Source organism: Flavisphingomonas formosensis (genome assembly GCF_009755815.1).
Classification (GTDB): domain Bacteria; phylum Pseudomonadota; class Alphaproteobacteria; order Sphingomonadales; family Sphingomonadaceae; genus Flavisphingomonas; species Flavisphingomonas formosensis.
This window is the reverse complement of sequence record NZ_WRPK01000010.1, coordinates 159,448-176,825: the sequence shown is the minus strand read 5'-3', so window position 1 is coordinate 176,825 and position 17,378 is coordinate 159,448. Positions and strand designations below refer to the sequence as shown.

The 17,378-nt window shown below is 64.5% G+C and carries 24 protein-coding genes; 11 read left to right on the top strand and 13 right to left on the bottom strand.

From position 1 onward, the window contains the following. Positions 1–82 precede the first annotated feature (82 nt). From hisI to GQY20_RS24495, 3 genes are read left to right on the top strand one after another with little or no spacing between them, the layout of a single operon-like run. The gene (hisI, locus tag GQY20_RS24505; protein ID WP_157219777.1) at positions 83–445 is read left to right on the top strand and encodes a phosphoribosyl-AMP cyclohydrolase; all 363 of its coding nucleotides are present in this window, start codon (positions 83–85) and stop codon (positions 443–445) included. Positions 446–476: 31 nt separating this feature from the next. Next, positions 477–881 carry a MerR family transcriptional regulator gene (locus tag GQY20_RS24500; RefSeq protein ID WP_157219776.1) on the top strand — a complete coding sequence of 135 codons (405 nt, stop codon included), beginning with the start codon at positions 477–479 and terminating at the stop codon, positions 879–881. Positions 882–918: 37 nt separating this feature from the next. Further along, positions 919–2,709 (top strand): acyl-CoA dehydrogenase C-terminal domain-containing protein, encoded by a 1,791-nt coding sequence (locus GQY20_RS24495; RefSeq protein ID WP_157219775.1) that lies wholly within the window; start codon positions 919–921, stop codon positions 2,707–2,709. 127 nt (positions 2,710–2,836) lie between these two features. Here GQY20_RS24495 and GQY20_RS24490 read toward each other — a convergent pair whose 3' ends face one another. The 8 genes from GQY20_RS24490 to GQY20_RS24455 all read right to left on the bottom strand — a co-directional run bounded on the left by GQY20_RS24490 (position 2,837) and on the right by GQY20_RS24455 (position 6,029). Further along, on the bottom strand, positions 2,837–3,070 hold the full coding sequence (locus GQY20_RS24490; RefSeq protein ID WP_157219774.1) for a hypothetical protein: 234 nt from the start codon (positions 3,068–3,070) through the stop codon (positions 2,837–2,839). Positions 3,071–3,083: 13 nt separating this feature from the next. Then, the gene (locus tag GQY20_RS24485) at positions 3,084–3,335 is read right to left on the bottom strand and encodes a hypothetical protein (RefSeq protein WP_157219773.1); all 252 of its coding nucleotides are present in this window, start codon (positions 3,333–3,335) and stop codon (positions 3,084–3,086) included. Positions 3,336–3,357: 22 nt separating this feature from the next. Continuing rightward, on the bottom strand, positions 3,358–3,693 hold the full coding sequence (locus GQY20_RS24480) for a hypothetical protein (RefSeq protein WP_157219772.1): 336 nt from the start codon (positions 3,691–3,693) through the stop codon (positions 3,358–3,360). A 67-nt stretch (positions 3,694–3,760) separates the two neighbouring features. Beyond that, positions 3,761–4,042 (bottom strand): hypothetical protein, encoded by a 282-nt coding sequence (locus tag GQY20_RS24475; RefSeq protein ID WP_157219771.1) that lies wholly within the window; start codon positions 4,040–4,042, stop codon positions 3,761–3,763. Between the two features lie 27 nt (positions 4,043–4,069). Continuing rightward, the gene (gene pspC / locus GQY20_RS24470; protein WP_157219770.1) at positions 4,070–4,453 is read right to left on the bottom strand and encodes an envelope stress response membrane protein PspC; all 384 of its coding nucleotides are present in this window, start codon (positions 4,451–4,453) and stop codon (positions 4,070–4,072) included. Between the two features lie 29 nt (positions 4,454–4,482). Beyond that, a complete protein-coding gene (gene pspB / locus GQY20_RS24465; protein WP_157219769.1) occupies positions 4,483–4,746 on the bottom strand; it encodes an envelope stress response membrane protein PspB in 264 nt (87 codons plus the stop codon). Positions 4,747–4,750: 4 nt separating this feature from the next. After that, positions 4,751–5,422, bottom strand: a complete 672-nt coding sequence (pspA, locus tag GQY20_RS24460) for a phage shock protein PspA (protein WP_157219768.1) — start codon at positions 5,420–5,422, stop codon at positions 4,751–4,753. A gap of 100 nt (positions 5,423–5,522) precedes the next feature. Beyond that, positions 5,523–6,029, bottom strand: coding sequence for an energy transducer TonB family protein (locus GQY20_RS24455; RefSeq protein WP_157219767.1), 507 nt, complete (start codon positions 6,027–6,029; stop codon positions 5,523–5,525). A 164-nt stretch (positions 6,030–6,193) separates the two neighbouring features. Here GQY20_RS24455 and pspF point away from each other — a divergent pair, with 164 nt between their 5' ends. The 3 genes from pspF (at position 6,194) to GQY20_RS24440 (ending at position 8,618) form a co-directional block, all read left to right on the top strand. Then, complete coding sequence (gene pspF, locus GQY20_RS24450) at positions 6,194–7,243, top strand: phage shock protein operon transcriptional activator (protein ID WP_157219766.1); 1,050 nt, start codon at positions 6,194–6,196, stop codon at positions 7,241–7,243. A 52-nt stretch (positions 7,244–7,295) separates the two neighbouring features. Further along, positions 7,296–7,886: a tetratricopeptide repeat protein gene (locus GQY20_RS24445; RefSeq protein WP_157219765.1), complete on the top strand. Its 591-nt coding sequence runs from the start codon at positions 7,296–7,298 to the stop codon at positions 7,884–7,886. Positions 7,887–7,994: 108 nt separating this feature from the next. Beyond that, on the top strand, positions 7,995–8,618 hold the full coding sequence (locus GQY20_RS24440; protein WP_157219764.1) for a superoxide dismutase: 624 nt from the start codon (positions 7,995–7,997) through the stop codon (positions 8,616–8,618). On the opposite strand, the gene GQY20_RS24435 is transcribed toward GQY20_RS24440, so the two are convergent. From GQY20_RS24435 to GQY20_RS24415, 5 genes are read right to left on the bottom strand one after another with little or no spacing between them, the layout of a single operon-like run. Continuing rightward, on the bottom strand, positions 8,615–9,235 hold the full coding sequence (locus tag GQY20_RS24435; protein WP_232476231.1) for a septation protein A: 621 nt from the start codon (positions 9,233–9,235) through the stop codon (positions 8,615–8,617). The two genes, GQY20_RS24440 and GQY20_RS24435, sit on opposite strands and share 4 nt — an antisense overlap. Before the next feature lie 8 nt (positions 9,236–9,243). After that, on the bottom strand, positions 9,244–10,185 hold the full coding sequence (gene ftsY, locus GQY20_RS24430; protein ID WP_157219762.1) for a signal recognition particle-docking protein FtsY: 942 nt from the start codon (positions 10,183–10,185) through the stop codon (positions 9,244–9,246). Next, entirely contained in the window at positions 10,182–11,501 is a 1,320-nt protein-coding gene (mtaB, locus tag GQY20_RS24425; RefSeq protein ID WP_157219761.1) for a tRNA (N(6)-L-threonylcarbamoyladenosine(37)-C(2))-methylthiotransferase MtaB, read from the bottom strand. The genes ftsY and mtaB overlap by 4 nt, the downstream gene beginning before the upstream one ends. Continuing rightward, complete coding sequence (gene dapF / locus GQY20_RS24420; RefSeq protein WP_157219760.1) at positions 11,498–12,307, bottom strand: diaminopimelate epimerase; 810 nt, start codon at positions 12,305–12,307, stop codon at positions 11,498–11,500. Before dapF ends, mtaB begins: the two co-directional genes overlap by 4 nt. 56 nt (positions 12,308–12,363) lie before the next feature. After that, a complete protein-coding gene (locus tag GQY20_RS24415) occupies positions 12,364–13,971 on the bottom strand; it encodes a putative bifunctional diguanylate cyclase/phosphodiesterase (RefSeq protein WP_198351183.1) in 1,608 nt (535 codons plus the stop codon). A 305-nt stretch (positions 13,972–14,276) separates the two neighbouring features. Between GQY20_RS24415 and ffh the strand changes: the two genes are divergently transcribed. The 5 genes from ffh to GQY20_RS24390 are packed head-to-tail and all read left to right on the top strand — an operon-like array spanning position 14,277 to position 17,377. After that, on the top strand, positions 14,277–15,773 hold the full coding sequence (ffh, locus tag GQY20_RS24410; RefSeq protein WP_157219758.1) for a signal recognition particle protein: 1,497 nt from the start codon (positions 14,277–14,279) through the stop codon (positions 15,771–15,773). Positions 15,774–15,799: 26 nt separating this feature from the next. Next, entirely contained in the window at positions 15,800–16,186 is a 387-nt protein-coding gene (rpsP, locus tag GQY20_RS24405; RefSeq protein WP_157219757.1) for a 30S ribosomal protein S16, read from the top strand. 25 nt (positions 16,187–16,211) lie between these two features. Beyond that, on the top strand, positions 16,212–16,682 hold the full coding sequence (gene rimM / locus GQY20_RS24400; RefSeq protein ID WP_157219895.1) for a ribosome maturation factor RimM: 471 nt from the start codon (positions 16,212–16,214) through the stop codon (positions 16,680–16,682). Between the two features lie 54 nt (positions 16,683–16,736). After that, a complete protein-coding gene (locus GQY20_RS24395) occupies positions 16,737–17,006 on the top strand; it encodes an AbrB/MazE/SpoVT family DNA-binding domain-containing protein (protein WP_157219756.1) in 270 nt (89 codons plus the stop codon). After that, a complete protein-coding gene (locus tag GQY20_RS24390) occupies positions 17,003–17,377 on the top strand; it encodes a type II toxin-antitoxin system VapC family toxin (RefSeq protein ID WP_157219755.1) in 375 nt (124 codons plus the stop codon). Before GQY20_RS24395 ends, GQY20_RS24390 begins: the two co-directional genes overlap by 4 nt. The last annotated feature ends 1 nt before the right edge of the window (position 17,378 follow it).

Below are 17,378 nucleotides of genomic sequence, written 5' to 3'. Positions count from 1 at the left end.
TTGACCCGTCGCCATGGCGGTTCGGCGCGCATATAGGGACGACCGGGCGATTTGTCGCCCCCAATGAGACGGATTTGTGACGATGGCCGACAACATGCTCGAAAACAGGACGCGACTCACCCCGAAATGGGACGAACGCGGGCTTATCCAGGCGATCGCGACCGATGCCGCGAGCGGCGACCTGCTGATGGTCGCGCATATGAATGCGGAGGCGCTGGATCGTACCCTGGCGAGCGGCGAGGCCCATTTCTGGTCGCGCTCGCGCCAGGCGATCTGGAAGAAGGGCGAGACCTCTGGCCATGTTCTGCGCATCGTCGAGATCCGGATCGACTGCGATCAGGATGCCGTGTGGATGAAGGTGGATCCCGCCGGCCCGGCCTGCCACACAGGTGAGCGTAGCTGCTTCTACCGCGTGGTCGAGGGTGGCCAACTCCGGCGGGATTGACCTTTACGCATACGTCAATTACATGCCGCGGATGCCGACCGCATCACGCCGTGCCGCGATCGACCTCCCAGACCATCGCGGCGAAGCCAATTTCACCATCACCGAGCTCTGCTCGGAATTCGGTGTCACGCCGCGCGCCTTGCGCTTCTACGAGGATGAAGGGCTCATCGCGCCGCGGCGCGAAGGGCTCGCCCGCATCTATTCGCGGCGCGATCGCGGGCGGCTGGCCTGGATCCTGCGCGGCAAGCGCGTGGGCTTCAGCCTTGCCGAAATCCGCGAGCTGATCGATCTCTACGACGTCGATCCCGATCATGTCGAACAGCGCCGCGCGACCGAGGCCAAGTGCCTTGAGCGGATCGCTCAGCTGGAAAAGCAGAAGATCGAGATCGATGCGACGATCGCCGAGATCAAGGCGTTCCTCGATCAGCTTCCCTGACGGGCAGCGGCCGCCACGAACATAAGGGAGAAACAGGATGCCGAGCTATTCCGCGCCGGTGCGCGACACGCGCTTCGTGCTCGATCATGTGCTGAAGATCGATCGCTACGCGAACCTGCCGGGCTTTGTCGCGGCCAGCCCGGACATCGTGGAGGCCGTGCTGGGCGAAGGCGCGAAATTCTGCGAGGAAGTCCTGTTCCCGCTCAATCCGGTCGGCGACCGGGAGGGCTGCACCCGCCATGACGATGGCAGCGTGACGACGCCGACCGGCTTCAAGGACGCCTATCGGCAGTATGTCGAGGGTGGCTGGACGACGCTCGGCGCGCCGGAGGAAGTCGGCGGGCAGGGGTTGCCTCATGTCATCGCCACCGCTTTCGAGGAATATCTCGTCTCGGCCAACATGGCCTTCTCCATCTACAATCTGCTCGCCCAGGGCGCGATGGCGGCGCTGCATGCGAAGGGCACGGACGAGCAGAAGCAGACCTATCTAACCAAGATGGTGTCGGGCGTCTGGTCCGGCACGATGAACCTCACCGAGCCGCATGCCGGCACCGATCTGGGCATGATCCGCACCCGCGCGGAGCCGCGCGAGGACGGCAGCTATGCGATCACCGGCACCAAGATTTTCATCTCGGCGGGCGAGCACGACCTGACCGAGAACATCATCCATCTCGTGCTGGCGAAGATCAGCGGGGCGCCGGACACTGTGAAGGGCATCTCGCTGTTCGTCGTGCCCAAATTCCTCGTGAATGCGGACGGCTCGCTCGGCGCGCGCAACGCCGTCTCCTGCGGCTCGATCGAGGAGAAGATGGGCATCCACGGCAACGCCACCTGCGTCATGAACTATGACGGGGCGACCGGCTGGCTGGTCGGCGAGGAGAATAAGGGCCTCGCCGCGATGTTCATCATGATGAATTCAGCGCGCCTCGGCGTCGGCCTCCAGGGCCTCTCTCAGGGCGAGGTCGCTTATCAGAATGCCGTCGCCTATGCGAAGGAACGGCGGCAGGGCAGGGCGCTCACCGGCCCCGCCGATCCGCAGGAAAAGGCGGATCCGCTCTTCGTCCATCCCGACATCCGCCGCATGCTGATGGAGTGCAAGGCCTATACGGAGGGCCTGCGCGCGCTGATGCTGTGGGGGGCGCTGCAGGTCGACCTGACCCACAATGCGGCGAGCGCCGAGGAGCGGCAGGCGGCCGACGATCTCATTTCCCTGCTGATCCCCGTGATCAAGGGTTATGGCACCGACAAGGGCTATGAGATCGCGACCATCGCCCAGCAGGTCTATGGCGGCCATGGCTACATCCGCGAGAATGGGATGGAGCAATATGTCCGCGATGCCCGCATCGCGATGATCTACGAAGGCACCAACGGCATCCAGGCGATGGATCTCGTCGGGCGCAAGCTCGCGGCCAATGGCGGCCGGGCGATCCGCGCCTTCTTCGATATGGTGGCGGCGGAGATCGCCGAGGCGAAGCAGGGGCCGCAGGCCGATTTCGCCGCGCGACTGGAAAAGGCGCTCGGAGAGCTGCAGGCGGCCACGATGTGGCTGATGCAGAATGCCATCGCCCAGCCGGATAATGGCGGCGCGGCGGCCTACAGCTACATGCATCTGGCCGGCATCGTGACGCTGGGCCTCATGTGGCTGCGCATGGCGCGCACCGCGCAGGTGCTGCTCGATGAGGGCGAGGGTGACCCCGCATTCCTGGAGGCGAAGCTGGTGACGGCGCGCTTCTTCGCGGAACGGATCATGCCCGATGCGGGCGCGCTACGGCGGAAGATCGAGGCCGGCTCCGAAGCGCTGATGGCGTTGCCGGCCGAGGCGTTTTGACGTCCGTGGGTTTCACTTCCGTTTTGGCTGAGCTCGTCGAAGCCTTTCCCTTCTTCCTTCTTCTGGACGTTGAAGAAGGGAATGCTTCGACAGGCTCAGCACGAACGGGAGAGAGGTGCCGGCTTCCTTAGAGATCCACGCCGGCCGCGATCGCCTCGAGCTTGCGGACGCGTTCCTTGAGATCGGCGAGCTCGATGCGCGAGCTCGTGCTGGGGGGCGTCGTGTCGCTGCGGCGGGTTTCGATTTCCAGCCGCTTGATGTCCAGCCAACCGCGCCAGCCGGTCAGGGCCGCCTGGCTGGCGATCGCGAGGCCGGAAAGGCCGGCCACTGCCGCGATCGTCCAGAGTATCGGGTCGGTCATCGCATGTCCTTCCTCAATCGCGCGAGCGGAGCGCCTCGATCTCGCGATCCAGCGCTACGCCGCGGTTAGTATCTGTGGCGATGCGCTCCAGCACGGCGACGCGTTCCTTGAGCGCCTTCAGCTCCTCGCGCATCCGCTCGGCATCGGCATCTTTGATCGGATATTCGTTGCCGTGCCGGTCGCGGCGGATGCCGTAGCGAGCGCGGGCAACGCTCGCGACCGCACCTATGCCCACGATCGCAACCACCATCGAAAACGGATCCATCCTCATTCTCCCCGTCTTGCGTTCAGTTGGCCCCGTGGCGCAGCGCCTCGATCTCCCGATCGAGACGATGGCTGCCGTCGGTGACGATGCGTTCGATCGTCGCCAGCCGGTCCTTCACCGAGCCGAGCTCGGCGCGAAGCTGCGCATTTTCCGCGGAGAGCAGCCTTATCCGCTCCATCGCCTCGTCGCTGGCCTTCGGATAGACGGCCTGGCCCCAGGCGCCGTCCAACGGATAGCCGTTGCGTACCCTCAGCCACGTCGTGAAAATCCAGCCGGCGATACCCATGATCCCGAGCAGCATGCCGCCGCCGATGATCCAGGGCAGGTTCGGCACGATCACCTGTTCACCCAAATCCATCGTTCATCCCCTAGAAAGCTTTCGACGACGCTTTCGACGGTTTCGACGAACCGCCGTCGCTTTTCGATCAACGCAAGGCGTCGATTTCGTCGCTGAGCGTGCGGGAGCGGTCGGTTATGATCCGCTCCAGCACCGCGACGCGTTCCTCGAGCCGGCCGACCTGATCCTTCAGCCGGCCATTTTCTTCCGCGATCAGATCGGTCTTGCGGCTGAGTTCGAGCTTGTCCGTCTCGTGGCCTTTCCCGTCTTCCAGCGGGTAGCCGTGGCGAGCCCGGATCCAGTTGCTGAAAAGCCAGCCGAGGGTGCTGATCGCGATCAGCGTCAGCAGGAATATCTGTCCACTGTCCATGCCGCATCTCCCTTGAAGACGGAGTGCCTAGCGCAGCGCCTCGATTTCGTTGGCAAGGCGGCTGTTGGATGAGGTGACGTGCGCCTCTATGTCGGCCAGTCGACGGTCAATGTCGCGGAAGCTGGCGCGGACGTCGCGGACCGAATTGCCCGGCTTGGCGCGCACACCTTGCCAGAATTTCGTTTCTTCCGGGCTGATGTCATAGAATTCGCGCGGCTTTTCGTTCGCGATCCAGCCGGTGATGAAATAAGCGATCACCGTCCAGGGAAAGCCCCCGATGATCGTCAGCAGCACGACGCCGACGCGGACGAGGGTGACGTCGAGACCGGTATAGTCGGCAAGGCCGGAGCAGACGCCCATCAGCTTGGCGTTGCGCTTGTCGAGATAGAAATTGGTGCGGCGGGCGGACATAGTCGTTCCTCCTGAAACGTGGTCGGCGCTCAGTTGGTCTTGCGCCAGTCGGCGGTGCGCTCGCTCTGGGCGGTCGCACGCCAGTTGGGGTCGTCGGCGGTGATGATCCGCTCGATCGTGGAAAGCCGGTCGTCGAGCCGCCGGGCGGTCTCGTGCAGCTCGTCGAGGAGATTCTCGTCCTCGACGCTCAGCGTCTTCGCCTTCTTCCACTGGGTGACATAGTGCAGCACCACCCAGGGCATTCCGATGAAGAGGATGCTGCAGATGACGATGGGCAGAAACACGTCTTCCATCGGATCAGCCCTCCTTGTTCTGGCTCCTCGCCTTCAGCGCTGCGAGTTCGGCTTCCACCTTGTCGGACGAGCGCAGTTCGGCGATTTCTTCTTCCAGGCTCTTGGGCGCGGCGCCCATGCCGGCCGCTTCTGCGCGGCCTTCGGCATAATCCACGCGGCGCTCGAGCAGGTCGAAACGAGCAAAGGCCTCATCGATCTTGGCGCCGGCATACATCTCGCGCATCCGCGCGCGATTCTGCGCCGATTCCAGACGCGCCACGATCGAATTCTGCCGGGCTCTCGCCTCGCGCAGCTTGTTCTGCAGCTTGGCGATATCCGCTTCCGAAGCGCGTAGCGTCTCGTCGAGCGTCTCGATCTCGTCCTTCAGTTGATCCGCCAGGTCGGCCGCCTTCTGCCGCTCGACGAGGGCGGCCTTGGCAAGATCCTCGCGATCCTTGGAAAGGGCGAGTTCCGCCTTTTCGAGCCAGCTCGACTGAACCTGCTCCAGGCGTCCGATCTGGCGGCGCATTTCCTTCTGGTCGGCGATGGTACGCGCGGCGGACGCGCGCACCTCGACCAGCGTCTCCTCCATTTCGAGGATGATCATGCGGATCATCTTCGCCGGATCTTCCGCCTTGTCGAGCAGGTCGGTGACGTTGGCGGCGATGATGTCCCGGGTGCGGGAGAAGATTCCCATAACGCTTTTACTCCTCTGTACGCATTCTGGTCTGCTTTGGAGCAGGTGGAAAGGGGTGCCGGGACGGACCGGGGACATTGGCCCGCCCCGGCTCTGCCGCTCAGCTCGTGGGGAGCGCGGCGGACAGTGTGGCGGTCTTTTCGGCGCGCTGCTCGGCAAGAGCCTGCATCGCGGCGACGGCCTTGCGGTCGGCCGCGGTGTCCGCGGCGCCGAAATAGACCATCATGGCAATCGTCTGCGGCCGGCCGCGCAGGCCCGAAGGCAATGCCGGATAGGCGACGCGATTGGCGGTGCGCAGGGCTTCCGCGTCGGCGGACGCAATGCCGGACGATTTCGATATGGCGATGGTATCGGCTTTGCCGTCCGCATCGAAGTGGATCGCGACGGTCGCTGCCGCATGGTCCCGGCCCTCGAGGCTGGGCGTGCGGAGCGTAGCATCGATCTGACGCTCCACATCCATCTTCCAGTCCTGGACGGTCAGCGGCGCATTCCGCTCGGCCGCGCGGGCCGGGGCGACCGCGCCGACGATGCAGGCGGCGCTCAGCAGCAGTGCGCCCACCGAAGCGGTGGCGAAGCGCTGGAAATCCGATTTGTCGAACGTAACCATAATCTCGCTCCCTTAACCTTCCGCATTCACGGTTCTGTTCGGTGTTAAGCAGGGAGCGTGCCAAATTCGATTTGTGGCGGATTTCCGGCGTTTTTCTATGACGCTCACGGGAGGGGAAGGATTTGGGTTTGCTAAGTATTGGGATTTTTCGCTAATCTTGCGCGATGGAGCGCGATAGCCAGTTCATCGGCCAGTCGGGGCCGTTTCTCGATGCGGTCGAACGTGCGAGCCGTGCGGCGGCGCTCAACCGGCCGGTGCTCGTGATCGGGGAGCGGGGAACCGGCAAGGAATTGATCGCCGAACGCCTGCATCGCCTGTCGACACGCTGGGCGGGACCGCTCGTTACGATGAATTGCGCCGCTCTGCCGGAGACGCTGATCGAGGCCGAGCTGTTCGGGCATGAGGCGGGCGCCTTCACGGGCGCCACCAAGGCGCGTGTCGGCCGGTTCGAGGAAGCCGATGGCGGCACGTTGTTCCTCGACGAACTGGCGACCCTGTCGTCCGGCGCACAGGAACGCTTGCTGCGCGCGGTCGAATATGGCGAGGTGACGCGCATAGGCTCTTCGCGGGCGCTGAGCGTCGACGTCCGTATCGTCGCGGCCACCAACGAGCATCTACCCGCGCTCGTCGATCAGGGGCGGTTCCGCGCCGATCTGCTGGATCGGCTGAGCTTCGAGGTGGTGACCTTGCCGCCGTTGCGTGCGCGGGAGGGCGATGTTCCGGTGCTCGCCGATCATTTCGGCCGGCGCATGGCGGCGGAGCTGGAATGGTCCTATTGGCCGGGTTTCAGTCCGTCCGCATCGGCGGCGCTCGATGCCCATGACTGGCCAGGCAACGTGCGCGAACTGCGTAATGTGGTCGAGCGCGCGGTCTATCGCTGGGACGATCCCGAGCGGCCGATCGACGCCATCGAGTTCGATCCCTTCGCATCGCCCTGGCGGCCGCGCCTTGCAAAGCAGGAGCGTCCTGCCCCCCCGACCGGGGATCCGGCGCCCATTTCCCAGCAATCCCCGAAGCCGGCGCCTGCACCGGGCGAGCAGGAGCCGGCGGTGGATTGCATCGATTTCCGAGCCGCAGTCGATTCCTTCGAACGCAAGTTGCTCGAACAGGCGATGAAGACGGCCCGTTTCAACCAGCGCGCCGCCGCCAAGGCGATCGGGCTGAGCTACGATCAGCTGCGCCATGCGCTTCGCCGTCACTCGCTCTTGGGTTGACCGCCGAACGGGTGTACGATCACAGCGCTCCCGACAGAGGAGAGAGGAGAGGATGGCAGGAGGATATCGGCTTGCGGCCCTATTGGTCGTGGCCATGGCCGCGTTTCCCGTCGAGGGCGCGGTCATCGTGAGCAACGGCGGAGACGCGCAGCGCTGCTACGAGGCGGCGAGCGCGACCAAGCCCAATCGGGCCGGCATTCGCGTCTGCACCCGCGCGATCGCCCGTGTGCAGCCCGGATCGCGCGAGCATGTCGCGACCATCGTCAATCGCGGGATCATTCGGATGGAGACGGGCGCGATCGGCGATGCCATCGCCGATTTCGATCAGGCGATCGCGCTCGATCCGCAGGAGCCGGAGGCCTGGCTCAACAAGGGATTCGCGGTGCTCAACCTGCCGGACGGTGCAGCATCGGCCAAGGCGATGTTCGATACGGCGCTCGACAAGCAGAGCCGTCGACCGGAGCTCGCTTATTATGGGCGTGCGCTGGCCGAAGAGGATCTCGGCAATCTGCGCGCAGCCTATCTCGACTATCAGCGCGCGATCGCGATAGCGCCAGATTGGGATGCACCGCAGCGCGAGCTCACGCGGTTCCAGGTGGTACCCAAGGTGGCACCCAGCAAATCAGTGATAGGGCGTGGTTGACGTACGACGAACCGTTTCAGATCGCGAAATATTTCGGTGCAAAACGAACCATATGACGACGGGGGCCGTTGAGGCCCCGAATCCCTCATTGATCAACAGAGGACCGTCATGGCTTTCACCCTCCCTCAGCTTCCTTTCGATCCGTCGGCGCTCGCGCCGTACATGTCGGCCGAGACGTTCGAATATCATCATGGAAAGCATCACAAGGCGTATGTCGACAAGGCGAACAGCCTGCTCGAGGGCAAGGATCTCGCGGACGCCTCGCTCGTCACGGTCATCAAGGCGGCGAAGGATCGCGGCCAGGCGGGGCTGTTCAACAACGTCGCCCAGATCTGGAATCACAGCTTCTTCTGGCAGTGTCTGGCGCCGGCCGGTCAGAAGCCCAGCGGCGTGCTGGCAGACAAGATCAATGAAAGCTTCGGTTCGACCGACGAACTGCTGAAGAAGCTCGCCGAGGAGGCCGTCGGCCACTTCGCGTCGGGTTGGGCCTGGCTCGTCCTCAACGGAGACAAGCTCGAGATCACCTCCTATCACGACGCCGATACGCCGGTGGTCTATGAAGGGGTGAAGCCGCTGCTCACCCTCGATGTGTGGGAGCACGCTTATTATATCGATTATCGCAACGCGCGTCCGAAGTTCGCCGAGACCGTGCTCGGCAACATCATCAACTGGGAATTCGTCGCGCAGAATCTCGACGGCGAAGGCGTGAGCCGCGCCGATCAGAACGGCTAATTGCCAGGCGGAATGGGCGGGGAGTCCTCGACGGCCTTCTCGCCCATGCCGTTGCGCAGCAGCATCGGGATCTGGCTGCCCGCGAACAGCAGGGTGATCGGGATCATCCCGAACACCTTGAATGTCAGCCAGGTGGATGTTTCGACATTGCGCCATACCGCTTCGTTCAGGCAGCCGGCCGCGACGAAGAAGATAGCCCAGTTGCGGGTCAGGATCGTCCAGCCTCGCTCGGTCAGCCCCGGATAGGAGGAGCCGAGCACCGTCTTCAGCATCGGTTTGCCCGTGGCCAGCCCGAAGAACAGGATGGCGGCGATGAGGCCATAATAGATGGTCGGCTTCATCTTGATGAAGACGTCGTTGTGGAAGACGATCGCGGCGCCGCCGAGAACCAGCACCATGGCGCCCGAAAAAAGCTGCATCGCGGAGACGCGGCCGGTTTTCAGCTTGGAGAAGATCATGGCGATCGCCGTGGCGACCATGAAGGCGCCGGTGGCGACGAAAATCTTGTCCTTCGGTTCGCCCGGCGCCAGGAAATTGGCAAGAAAGAAGACCAGCAACGGACCGAAGTCCATGGCCAGCCGCAGGCCGGCACTCGCCTCCCGCTTTTCGGTCGTCATTTCCCGCATCACTCCGTAACCTGATCCTTCTCGACGCCTGCGATGGCTCGCGCCGCGGTGAGCGGGTCGAACGGCCGGAGGTCGCCCATCCCTTCGCCGACGCCGATCGCGTGGATCGGCAGGCCGTATTTTTCGGCAGCCGCGACCAGCACGCCGCCGCGCGCCGTACCGTCCAGCTTCGTCATGACGAGTCCGGTCACGCCAGCCGTCTCCTTGAAAACCTCAATCTGGCTTAATGCATTCTGACCGGTCGTGGCGTCGAGCACGAGCACGACATCGTGTGGCGCCGCCGGGTTCAGCCGGCCGAGCACCCGGCGGATCTTGGCGAGCTCGTCCATCAGCCCCGCCTTGTTCTGGAGCCGCCCGGCCGTGTCGACGATCAGCACGTCGGTGCCGCGCGCCGTGCCCTGCTTTACGCCTTCGAACACCAGGCTCGCTGCGTCGCCGCCTTCCTTGCCGCTGATGATCGGCACATTCAGGCGCTCGGCCCAGATCTTGAGCTGGCCGATCGCGGCGGCGCGGAATGTATCGCCGGCCACCAGCATCACCTCATAATCCTGTTCCTGGAACAGGTGGGCGAGCTTGGCGATGGTCGTGGTCTTGCCGGATCCGTTGACGCCGATGACGAGCACGACCTGCGGGCGCGGGAAGGCGTCTATCTCCAGTGGCTTGGCAACAGGCGCCAGGATCTTGGCCACTTCCTGCGCCACCACCTCGCGCACGCCGGCCTCGTCGAGTCCGCGTTCGTAGCGTTCGTCGGCCAGCCGCTCGCGGACGCGCGCCGCGGTCGCCGGGCCGAGATCCGAGGCGATCAATGCTTCCTCGATCTCGTCCAGCGTCTCGCGATCCAGCGTGGATTTGGTGAACAGGCCGGAGAGATTGTCTCCCAGCCGGTCGGACGTGCGCCGGAAGCCGCCGATCAGCCGCTCGTGCCAGGGCGTTTCGCTCATGCCGGCAGGCCGATGAGATGTTCGGCGGTCGCCGCGGCGATGGTCATGCGGGTCACGTCTCCCTGGGATATGGGTGGGAAGTCCGAAGCGGAATAGCGAACTTCCGCGAAATTGCCCGCGTGGCTGCGCCCGCCCTTTTCGAGCAGCACCTCCTGGGTCGATCCGACGAGCGATTGCAGCCATGCCGTCTTGCGGGCGGCACCGGCTCTGCGCAGTCGCGACGCGCGCTCGCGCACAACGCGCGGATCGACCTGCGGCATGCGCGCCGCGGGGGTTCCGGCACGCGGCGAATAGGGAAAGACGTGCGCGAAAACGATATCGCAATCGTCGATCAACTGCAGCGAATTGGCCGCCATATCCTCCGTCTCGGTTGGAAAGCCGGCGATGAGATCGGCGCCGATCGCGATGCCCGGCCGGGCGGCCTTCAGCCGGGCGACCATTTCCACTGCCTGCGCGCGGGAATGACGCCGTTTCATGCGTTTGAGGATCATGTCGTCGCCGGCCTGCAACGACAGATGCAGATGCGGCATGATCCGGTCGTCACCGGTTACCAGATCGAACAGCCGCTCGTCGATTTCTACCGAGTCGATCGAGGACAGACGCAGGCGCTGCAGATCCGGGACGTGACGCAGGATGCGTTCGACCAGATGGCCGAGGCTCTGCTCGCCAGGCAGATCGGGTCCATAGCTGGTGATGTCGACGCCGGTCAGCACGACTTCCCGATACCCCTCGTCGATCAGCGCCTTGATCCGATCGATCAGCGGTCCGGGCGGCGCCGAACGGCTGTTTCCGCGGCCATAGGGGATGATGCAGAAAGTGCAGCGATGGTCGCATCCGTTCTGGATCTCGACAAAGGCCCGCGTTCTCTCCGCAAAACCGGAGACGAGCTGTGGCGCGGTTTCGCGCACCGCCATGATGTCCGAGACCAGTATCTTATCGGACGTGTCGACGCCGAAGGTCGATCGGGGAAGGATGGGCACCCCTTCTTCACGGGATGCCGTTCCGTCCGCCGGTGCGAACCGGAAGGCGCCCATATCCTGTTTGTGACTATTGCCGATAACGCGCGCGACCTCGGGCATGGCCGCAAAGGCTGCCGGATCGATCTGCGCGGCACAGCCTGCTACGACGATCCGGGCCTCTGGCCGCGCGCGCTTGGCGCGCCGGATGGCGTGTCGGGTCTGGCGCACCGCTTCGGCTGTAACCGCACAGCTGTTGACGATGATGAGATCGTCCTCGTCCCGTGCCAGCGCACGCATCGCCTCGCTTTCGGCGATGTTGAGCCGGCACCCGAGCGTGATCAGCTCGGGTCCGCTCATCCGAACGCCTGCCAGTCGGCTTCGCCGGCAAAGACGTGGATTGCGGGCCCGCTCATCAGCAACTGTCCCTCCGAGCCTTCCTCGAGCTGCAGCGTGCCACCGGGCAGATCGAGCCGCACCCTGGATGCGAATCGGCCCAGCCGTCGTCCCGCGGCGAAGGTCGCGCAGGCGCCGGTGCCGCAGGCCCGCGTCAGTCCCGCGCCGCGCTCCCAGGTGCGCATCGTCGCATGGTCGGGAGCGTGCAGCGTCGCGATGTTGACGTTGATCCGTTCGGGAAACAGGGGATCATTCTCGATTTCCGGGCCCAGAGTTTCGAGCGGGACCACGGTGGCATCGGGCACGAAGAAGACGAGATGCGGGTTGCCGACATTGACCGCCGCGGGCCCCTCCAGCGCGCCCCAGCCGACCGGCATCGCAGCCGTGTCCATGGCGTAGGCGAGGGGGATCGCATCCCAGTCGAAGCGGGGGCGCCCCATGTCGACGCGGGCTCCGCCGTCTTCGAGGCTGGCATGGAGCAGGCCGGCTGCCGTCTCGATTGAGCAGTCTCGCCCCAGCAGCACGGGGATGCAGCGCGTAGCATTGCCGCAGGCGGAGACTTCCGAGCCGTCCGAATTCCAGATGCGCATCGTCACATCGGCTGCAGGTGTGCCTGCGCCGACCATGATCACCTGATCGCAGCCGATGCCGGTGCGTCGATCTGCCAGCGCGCGCGCGCGTGCTTCGTCGATCGCGACTGCGTCGTCGCGCGCGTCGATCACGACGAAATCGTTGCCCAGGCCATGCATCTTGTGAAAGCGGAACGCCATGGCGCGCGATCTAGGCGCAGGTGCGCGGTAAGTCCATGCCGCTGGATCGCCGTCTATCAGCCGGCGCGGCTCTGGCGGAGCGGACTGGGGACCGGAGTTCCGGGTTCGGGCATGCGGACGGTGGGCAGCAGCACCTTGTCGGCGAGCAGCCGGCGGACTTGGGTCACCGGCATCGGCTTGCCGAAATACCAGCCCTGGCCTTTCTGGCAGCCGCGCTCGCGCAGCCGCGCCTCGATCGCTGCATTCTCTACGCCCTCTGCGGTGATCGGCAGGTTCAGGCTCTCGCCGAGGCCGATGATCGCGTTCACGATCGCGGCGCTTTCGGTGTTGTGATTGATCGAAGTGACGAAGCTCTTGTCGATCTTGATGCGATCGAACGGCAGGGCGCGCAGATGGGCGAGCGACGAGTAACCGGTGCCGAAATCGTCCAGTGAAAGCTGAATGCCCTGGTTCTTGAGGGATCCGACGATCGACTGGGCCAGACCGAGATTCTCGAACAGAGAGCTTTCTGTGATCTCGATCTCGAGCCGGCTGGGCGGGAAGCCGGTTTCAACCAGCAGCTTCACGATCTTCTGGGCCAGCCAAGGGTCCTTGAGCTGGGCGGGCGAGACGTTCACCGACAGGGTCAGGCCTGGATCCCAATTGCGGGCCTCCTCGAACGCCTGGCGCATTACCGAAAGGGAGAGCTCGCCAATGAGGCCGCATTCCTCTGCGATGGGGATGAATGCGTCCGGCAGGACGAGGCCAAGCGTCGGATGATCCCACCGGGCCAGCACCTCGAAGCCCTGCAGCCGGCCGCTGCGCAAGTCGATCTGCTGCTCATAATAAGGTACGATCTGCCCGAGCGGGATCCCGCTGCGCAGACCGGTTTCGAATGCGTTGCGCTGCTGAAGCTCCCTTTCCATGCTGGCGTCGAACCAGGCGACGCGGTTTCGGCCCTGCTTCTTGCCGGCATGCAGCGCGATATCGGCGCGCCGCATCAGTGCATCGACATTGGTGCAATCCCGCTCGGAGCGCGCGATGCCGATGGTGGCGCTGCTTTGGATGGTGACCCCGTCAATCTCCATCGCCTGACCCAGCCGGCTCATTATCCGGTTGGCGGTCGAACGGACCATGCCGGGGGCGCCCGGCTCGAACAGGAAGGCAACCGCGAATTCGTCTGCGCCCAGCCGCGCGATCAGCGACGAGGGCGGCACCAGCCGTGCAATCTCCTGCGACATCGCGCACAGCAGAGTGTCGCCGAAGATATGGCCGTGGACGTCGTTGACGGTCTTGAAGTGATCGAGATCGATCAACAGCATCGCGACGCCCTTTTGCCCGCGATCCGCCCGCGCCATGGCGGCGGCGCTTTCCTCCACGAGCGATCGCCGGTTGAGCAGACCGGTCAACGGGTCGCGCGACGCCAATGTCTGCGCGCGCTGCTCGGCTGCGCTGCGCTGATGGGCCTCGCGATGGAAATCGAGGTGGCGTTTCCACACGAAGACGGCGAGCGTGACGTTCAGCAACAGCGCCGTGGAGAGCAGTTGCGCCTGGCCGCCGTTCAATTTGGACGTGATGTCGACCCAGTGGTGCAGGAGCGTCCCGCCGGTTGCGGCAAATGCCAGCAGCGCCGCCACGGTCACGCCGGTGGTAAGAAAATCCCTGCCGCGGTAACCAACCGGCATCTCTTTCCTGCGATCTTGCTTCGACCGCATGAAAGCCATGCGCGTTGCTCCCCCGATCCTCGACACGGGCCCTCATAGCCGGCCGCTCGTATAAATCAGGTTAAGGCGACATTGCGGATTGCGGCATTGCCGGGCGGTGCTTCTTGCGGCGGCCGTGCTTGCCTTTGAGCCTGCATGCGGCTATGCGCGGCACGATCGTTCAGCCAAGAACGTGATGACGAGCATCTACGGATGCACGCCGGCCGGCGAGGTTTCGCCCGCCGGCGTGTTTTGCGTTGCGGGCGGGCGATAATGGAGATGAGGCGATGTTCGAGAGTCTGAGCGAGCGACTGGGAGGCGTATTCGATCGCCTGCGCGGGCGCGGTGCGCTGAACGAGAGCGACGTGCGCGCAGCGATGCGCGAGGTGCGGATCGCCTTGCTCGAGGCGGACGTGGCGCTGCCCGTCGTGCGCGAGTTCGTCGACAAGATCACCGAGGCTGCTGTCGGCCAGCAGGTGCTGCGTTCGGTCACGCCCGGCCAGCAGGTCGTCAAGATCGTCAACGACGCGCTCGTCGAGATGCTGGGATCGGACACCGCCGATCTCGAGATCGACGTCACGCCGCCGGCGGTGATCATGATGGTCGGCCTGCAGGGCTCCGGCAAGACCACCACGACCGCGAAGATTGCCAAGCGGCTGACCGAAAAGGGTCGCAAGAAGGTGCTGATGGCGTCGCTCGACGTCCAGCGCCCCGCCGCGCAGGAGCAGCTGGCCGTGCTCGGCACGCAGGCGGACGTCGCCACCTTGCCGATCGTGCCGGGTCAGCAGCCGGTCGAGATCGCCCGCCGCGCGCTGCAGTCCGCCAAGCTGCAGGGTTATGACGCGGTGATGCTGGATACGGCCGGCCGGCTGCATGTCGATCAGGCGCTGATGGAGGAGATGAAGGCGGTCGCCTCGGTCTCTTCGCCGACCGAGATCCTGCTCGTCGTCGACTCGCTGACGGGCCAGGACGCGGTCAACGTCGCGCGCAGCTTCTCCGAGCAGGTGCCGCTGACCGGCGTTGTGCTGACCCGCATGGACGGTGACGCGCGAGGCGGTGCCGCGCTCTCGATGCGCGCCGTCACCGGCAAGCCGATCAAGTTCGTCGGTACCGGCGAGAAGCTGGACGGGCTGGAGCCTTTCCACCCTGGCCGTGTCGCCGGCCGCATCCTCGGCATGGGCGACGTCGTCAGCCTCGTCGAACGCGCGGCCGAGACGATCAAGCAGGAAGATGCAGAAAAGCTTGCCGCTCGCATGGCGAAGGGCCAGTTCGACCTCAACGACCTGCGTTCGCAGCTCAATCAGATGCGCCGCATGGGCGGTCTCGGTGCGCTCGCCTCGATGCTGCCCGGCATCAAGCAGGTGAAGAACGCCATGGCCAATGGTCAGGCGGACGATCGCATCCTGGTGCGCATGGATGCGATCATGGGCTCCATGACGCCGAAGGAGCGCGCCAAGCCCGAACTGCTCAACGCCAAGCGCAAGATCCGCGTCGCGAAGGGTAGCGGCACGACCGTGCAGGAAGTCAACAAGCTCCTGAAAATGCATCAGGAGATGGCGACCATGATGAAGAAGGTGAAGAAGATGGGCGGGCTCAAGGGCCTCGGCGCTCTTCTTGGCGGAGGGGGCGGCGGCCTCGGTGGTCTTGGCGGCCTTGGTGGCGGCGCAGGCCTGCCGCCGGCGGGCGGCGGCGGATTGCCCAATTTGCCGGGCTTGCCCGGCGGAGGCGTCGGCGGTGCACCGTTCAACCTCCCGCCCGGTTTTGACAAATTTATCAAACGTTGAGCTGAAGTTACTCGAAAGGAAGAATAATGTCTCTGTCGATCCGTCTCTCGCGTGGTGGCGCGAAGAAGCGTCCTTATTATCGCATCGTCGTCGCCAATTCGCGCAGCCCGCGTGACGGCCGCTTCATCGAGAAGATCGGCACCTATAATCCGCTGCTCGGCAAGGACGATGCCAACCGGGTCGTGCTCGACACCGAGCGCGCCAAGCACTGGCTCTCCGTTGGTGCGCAGCCGACCGATCGCGTTGCCCGCTTCCTGGATGCGGCCGGCGTGAAGGAGCGTGCGGCCCGCAGCAATCCGAAGAAGGCCGAGCCGGGCGAGAAGGCGAAGGAGCGTGCCGAGGAGCGTGCGGCGAAGCTCGCCGCGGCGCAGGAAGCGGCCAACGCTCCGGCCGAAGAGGCCGTCGAGGCTTGATCGTACGGTCGATCGGAATGGCATGATGAGCGATCGTCCGGTCATGCTGGCCGCGATCGCCGGCGCCCATGGTATCAAGGGCGAGGTACGGCTCAAGCTCTTTACCGAGGATCTGAGCCCGTACCGTAGCTTCGATGCCGCTGGCAGGGTGCTGACGCTGAAGAGCGTCAGGCCCGGACCCAATGGCGCCGTGGCGCGCTTTGCCGAGATCGGCGACCGCACGACGGCGGAAAGCTATCGCGGCACGGCGCTGACCGTGCCGCGATCCACGCTCCCGCCGCTGGAGCCGGGCGAATATTATCATGCCGATCTGCTCGATCTGCCTTGCGTCTGTGAAGGCGTCGAGATCGGCCACGCGGCCGCGATCGACAATTTCGGCGCGGGCGACGTGCTGGAGATAGAGCGACCGGACGGCAAGCGGTTCATGGTGCCCGTTGCCGCGGCCGTGACCATCGAGCCGGATCGGCTGCTGATCGATCCTGCTTTCGTCGAGTGACCTTGCGGGCGACGGCATCGATGTATATACTATTTGTATATACGTGAGGCGGCCATGAGTGAGGACTATAAAGCGAAAGTTTTCAAGTCGGGCAATTCGCTCGCGCTTCGACTGCCCAAGGCGCTTGGTTTGCAGGAAGGACAGGAAATGATCCTCCGCGAGGAGCGGGGCCGCTTCGTGTTCGAGCCGCTAGCGACCACGCGCAAGATCGATGTCAGCAAGTTCGTGGGTAAAGCGCCTTGGCTCAAGGAAATTGGGCGCGAGGATTTCGAGGATTCCCCTCGCGACTGGCATCTGCTCGGACCGGCAACGCGCGACACGTGAAATATTTGTTCGACACGAATAGCTGTATCCACTTGTTGTCCGGCACCTATCCGGCGTTGACGGCTCGCGTCGCGGAAACCGAGGCGGGCGCGATCGGGATTTCCTCGATCAGTTTCGCCGAGCTCGCGCTGGGCACGCATATCGGCAAGTCACCTGACCGTTCGCTTCTCGACGATTTCATCAGCGAGGTGCCAATCCAGGATTTTGGCGAGGCGGCAGCCCGCGCATATGCACGGTTGCCTTTCAGGCTGGCCAATTTCGATCGGCTCATCGCGGCCCATGCGCTTTCGCTCGGTTCGATCCTGATCACACATAACCGCAAGGATTTTGCAGATATCTCGCATTTGATCACCGAAGACTGGACGGCATAGG

Coding starts and splice junctions, on each gene's coding strand:
- hisI (WP_157219777.1), top strand. CDS start 83: ATGGCCGACAACATGCTCGAAAACAGGACGCGACTCACCCCGAAATGG.
- GQY20_RS24500 (WP_157219776.1), top strand. CDS start 477: ATGCCGACCGCATCACGCCGTGCCGCGATCGACCTCCCAGACCATCGC.
- GQY20_RS24495 (WP_157219775.1), top strand. CDS start 919: ATGCCGAGCTATTCCGCGCCGGTGCGCGACACGCGCTTCGTGCTCGAT.
- GQY20_RS24490 (WP_157219774.1), bottom strand. CDS start 3,070: ATGACCGACCCGATACTCTGGACGATCGCGGCAGTGGCCGGCCTTTCC.
- GQY20_RS24485 (WP_157219773.1), bottom strand. CDS start 3,335: ATGGATCCGTTTTCGATGGTGGTTGCGATCGTGGGCATAGGTGCGGTC.
- GQY20_RS24480 (WP_157219772.1), bottom strand. CDS start 3,693: ATGGATTTGGGTGAACAGGTGATCGTGCCGAACCTGCCCTGGATCATC.
- GQY20_RS24475 (WP_157219771.1), bottom strand. CDS start 4,042: ATGGACAGTGGACAGATATTCCTGCTGACGCTGATCGCGATCAGCACC.
- pspC (WP_157219770.1), bottom strand. CDS start 4,453: ATGTCCGCCCGCCGCACCAATTTCTATCTCGACAAGCGCAACGCCAAG.
- pspB (WP_157219769.1), bottom strand. CDS start 4,746: ATGGAAGACGTGTTTCTGCCCATCGTCATCTGCAGCATCCTCTTCATC.
- pspA (WP_157219768.1), bottom strand. CDS start 5,422: ATGGGAATCTTCTCCCGCACCCGGGACATCATCGCCGCCAACGTCACC.
- GQY20_RS24455 (WP_157219767.1), bottom strand. CDS start 6,029: ATGGTTACGTTCGACAAATCGGATTTCCAGCGCTTCGCCACCGCTTCG.
- pspF (WP_157219766.1), top strand. CDS start 6,194: ATGGAGCGCGATAGCCAGTTCATCGGCCAGTCGGGGCCGTTTCTCGAT.
- GQY20_RS24445 (WP_157219765.1), top strand. CDS start 7,296: ATGGCAGGAGGATATCGGCTTGCGGCCCTATTGGTCGTGGCCATGGCC.
- GQY20_RS24440 (WP_157219764.1), top strand. CDS start 7,995: ATGGCTTTCACCCTCCCTCAGCTTCCTTTCGATCCGTCGGCGCTCGCG.
- GQY20_RS24435 (WP_232476231.1), bottom strand. CDS start 9,235: ATGACGACCGAAAAGCGGGAGGCGAGTGCCGGCCTGCGGCTGGCCATG.
- ftsY (WP_157219762.1), bottom strand. CDS start 10,185: ATGAGCGAAACGCCCTGGCACGAGCGGCTGATCGGCGGCTTCCGGCGC.
- mtaB (WP_157219761.1), bottom strand. CDS start 11,501: ATGAGCGGACCCGAGCTGATCACGCTCGGGTGCCGGCTCAACATCGCC.
- dapF (WP_157219760.1), bottom strand. CDS start 12,307: ATGGCGTTCCGCTTTCACAAGATGCATGGCCTGGGCAACGATTTCGTC.
- GQY20_RS24415 (WP_198351183.1), bottom strand. CDS start 13,971: ATGCCGGTTGGTTACCGCGGCAGGGATTTTCTTACCACCGGCGTGACC.
- ffh (WP_157219758.1), top strand. CDS start 14,277: ATGTTCGAGAGTCTGAGCGAGCGACTGGGAGGCGTATTCGATCGCCTG.
- rpsP (WP_157219757.1), top strand. CDS start 15,800: ATGTCTCTGTCGATCCGTCTCTCGCGTGGTGGCGCGAAGAAGCGTCCT.
- rimM (WP_157219895.1), top strand. CDS start 16,212: ATGAGCGATCGTCCGGTCATGCTGGCCGCGATCGCCGGCGCCCATGGT.
- GQY20_RS24395 (WP_157219756.1), top strand. CDS start 16,737: ATGAGTGAGGACTATAAAGCGAAAGTTTTCAAGTCGGGCAATTCGCTC.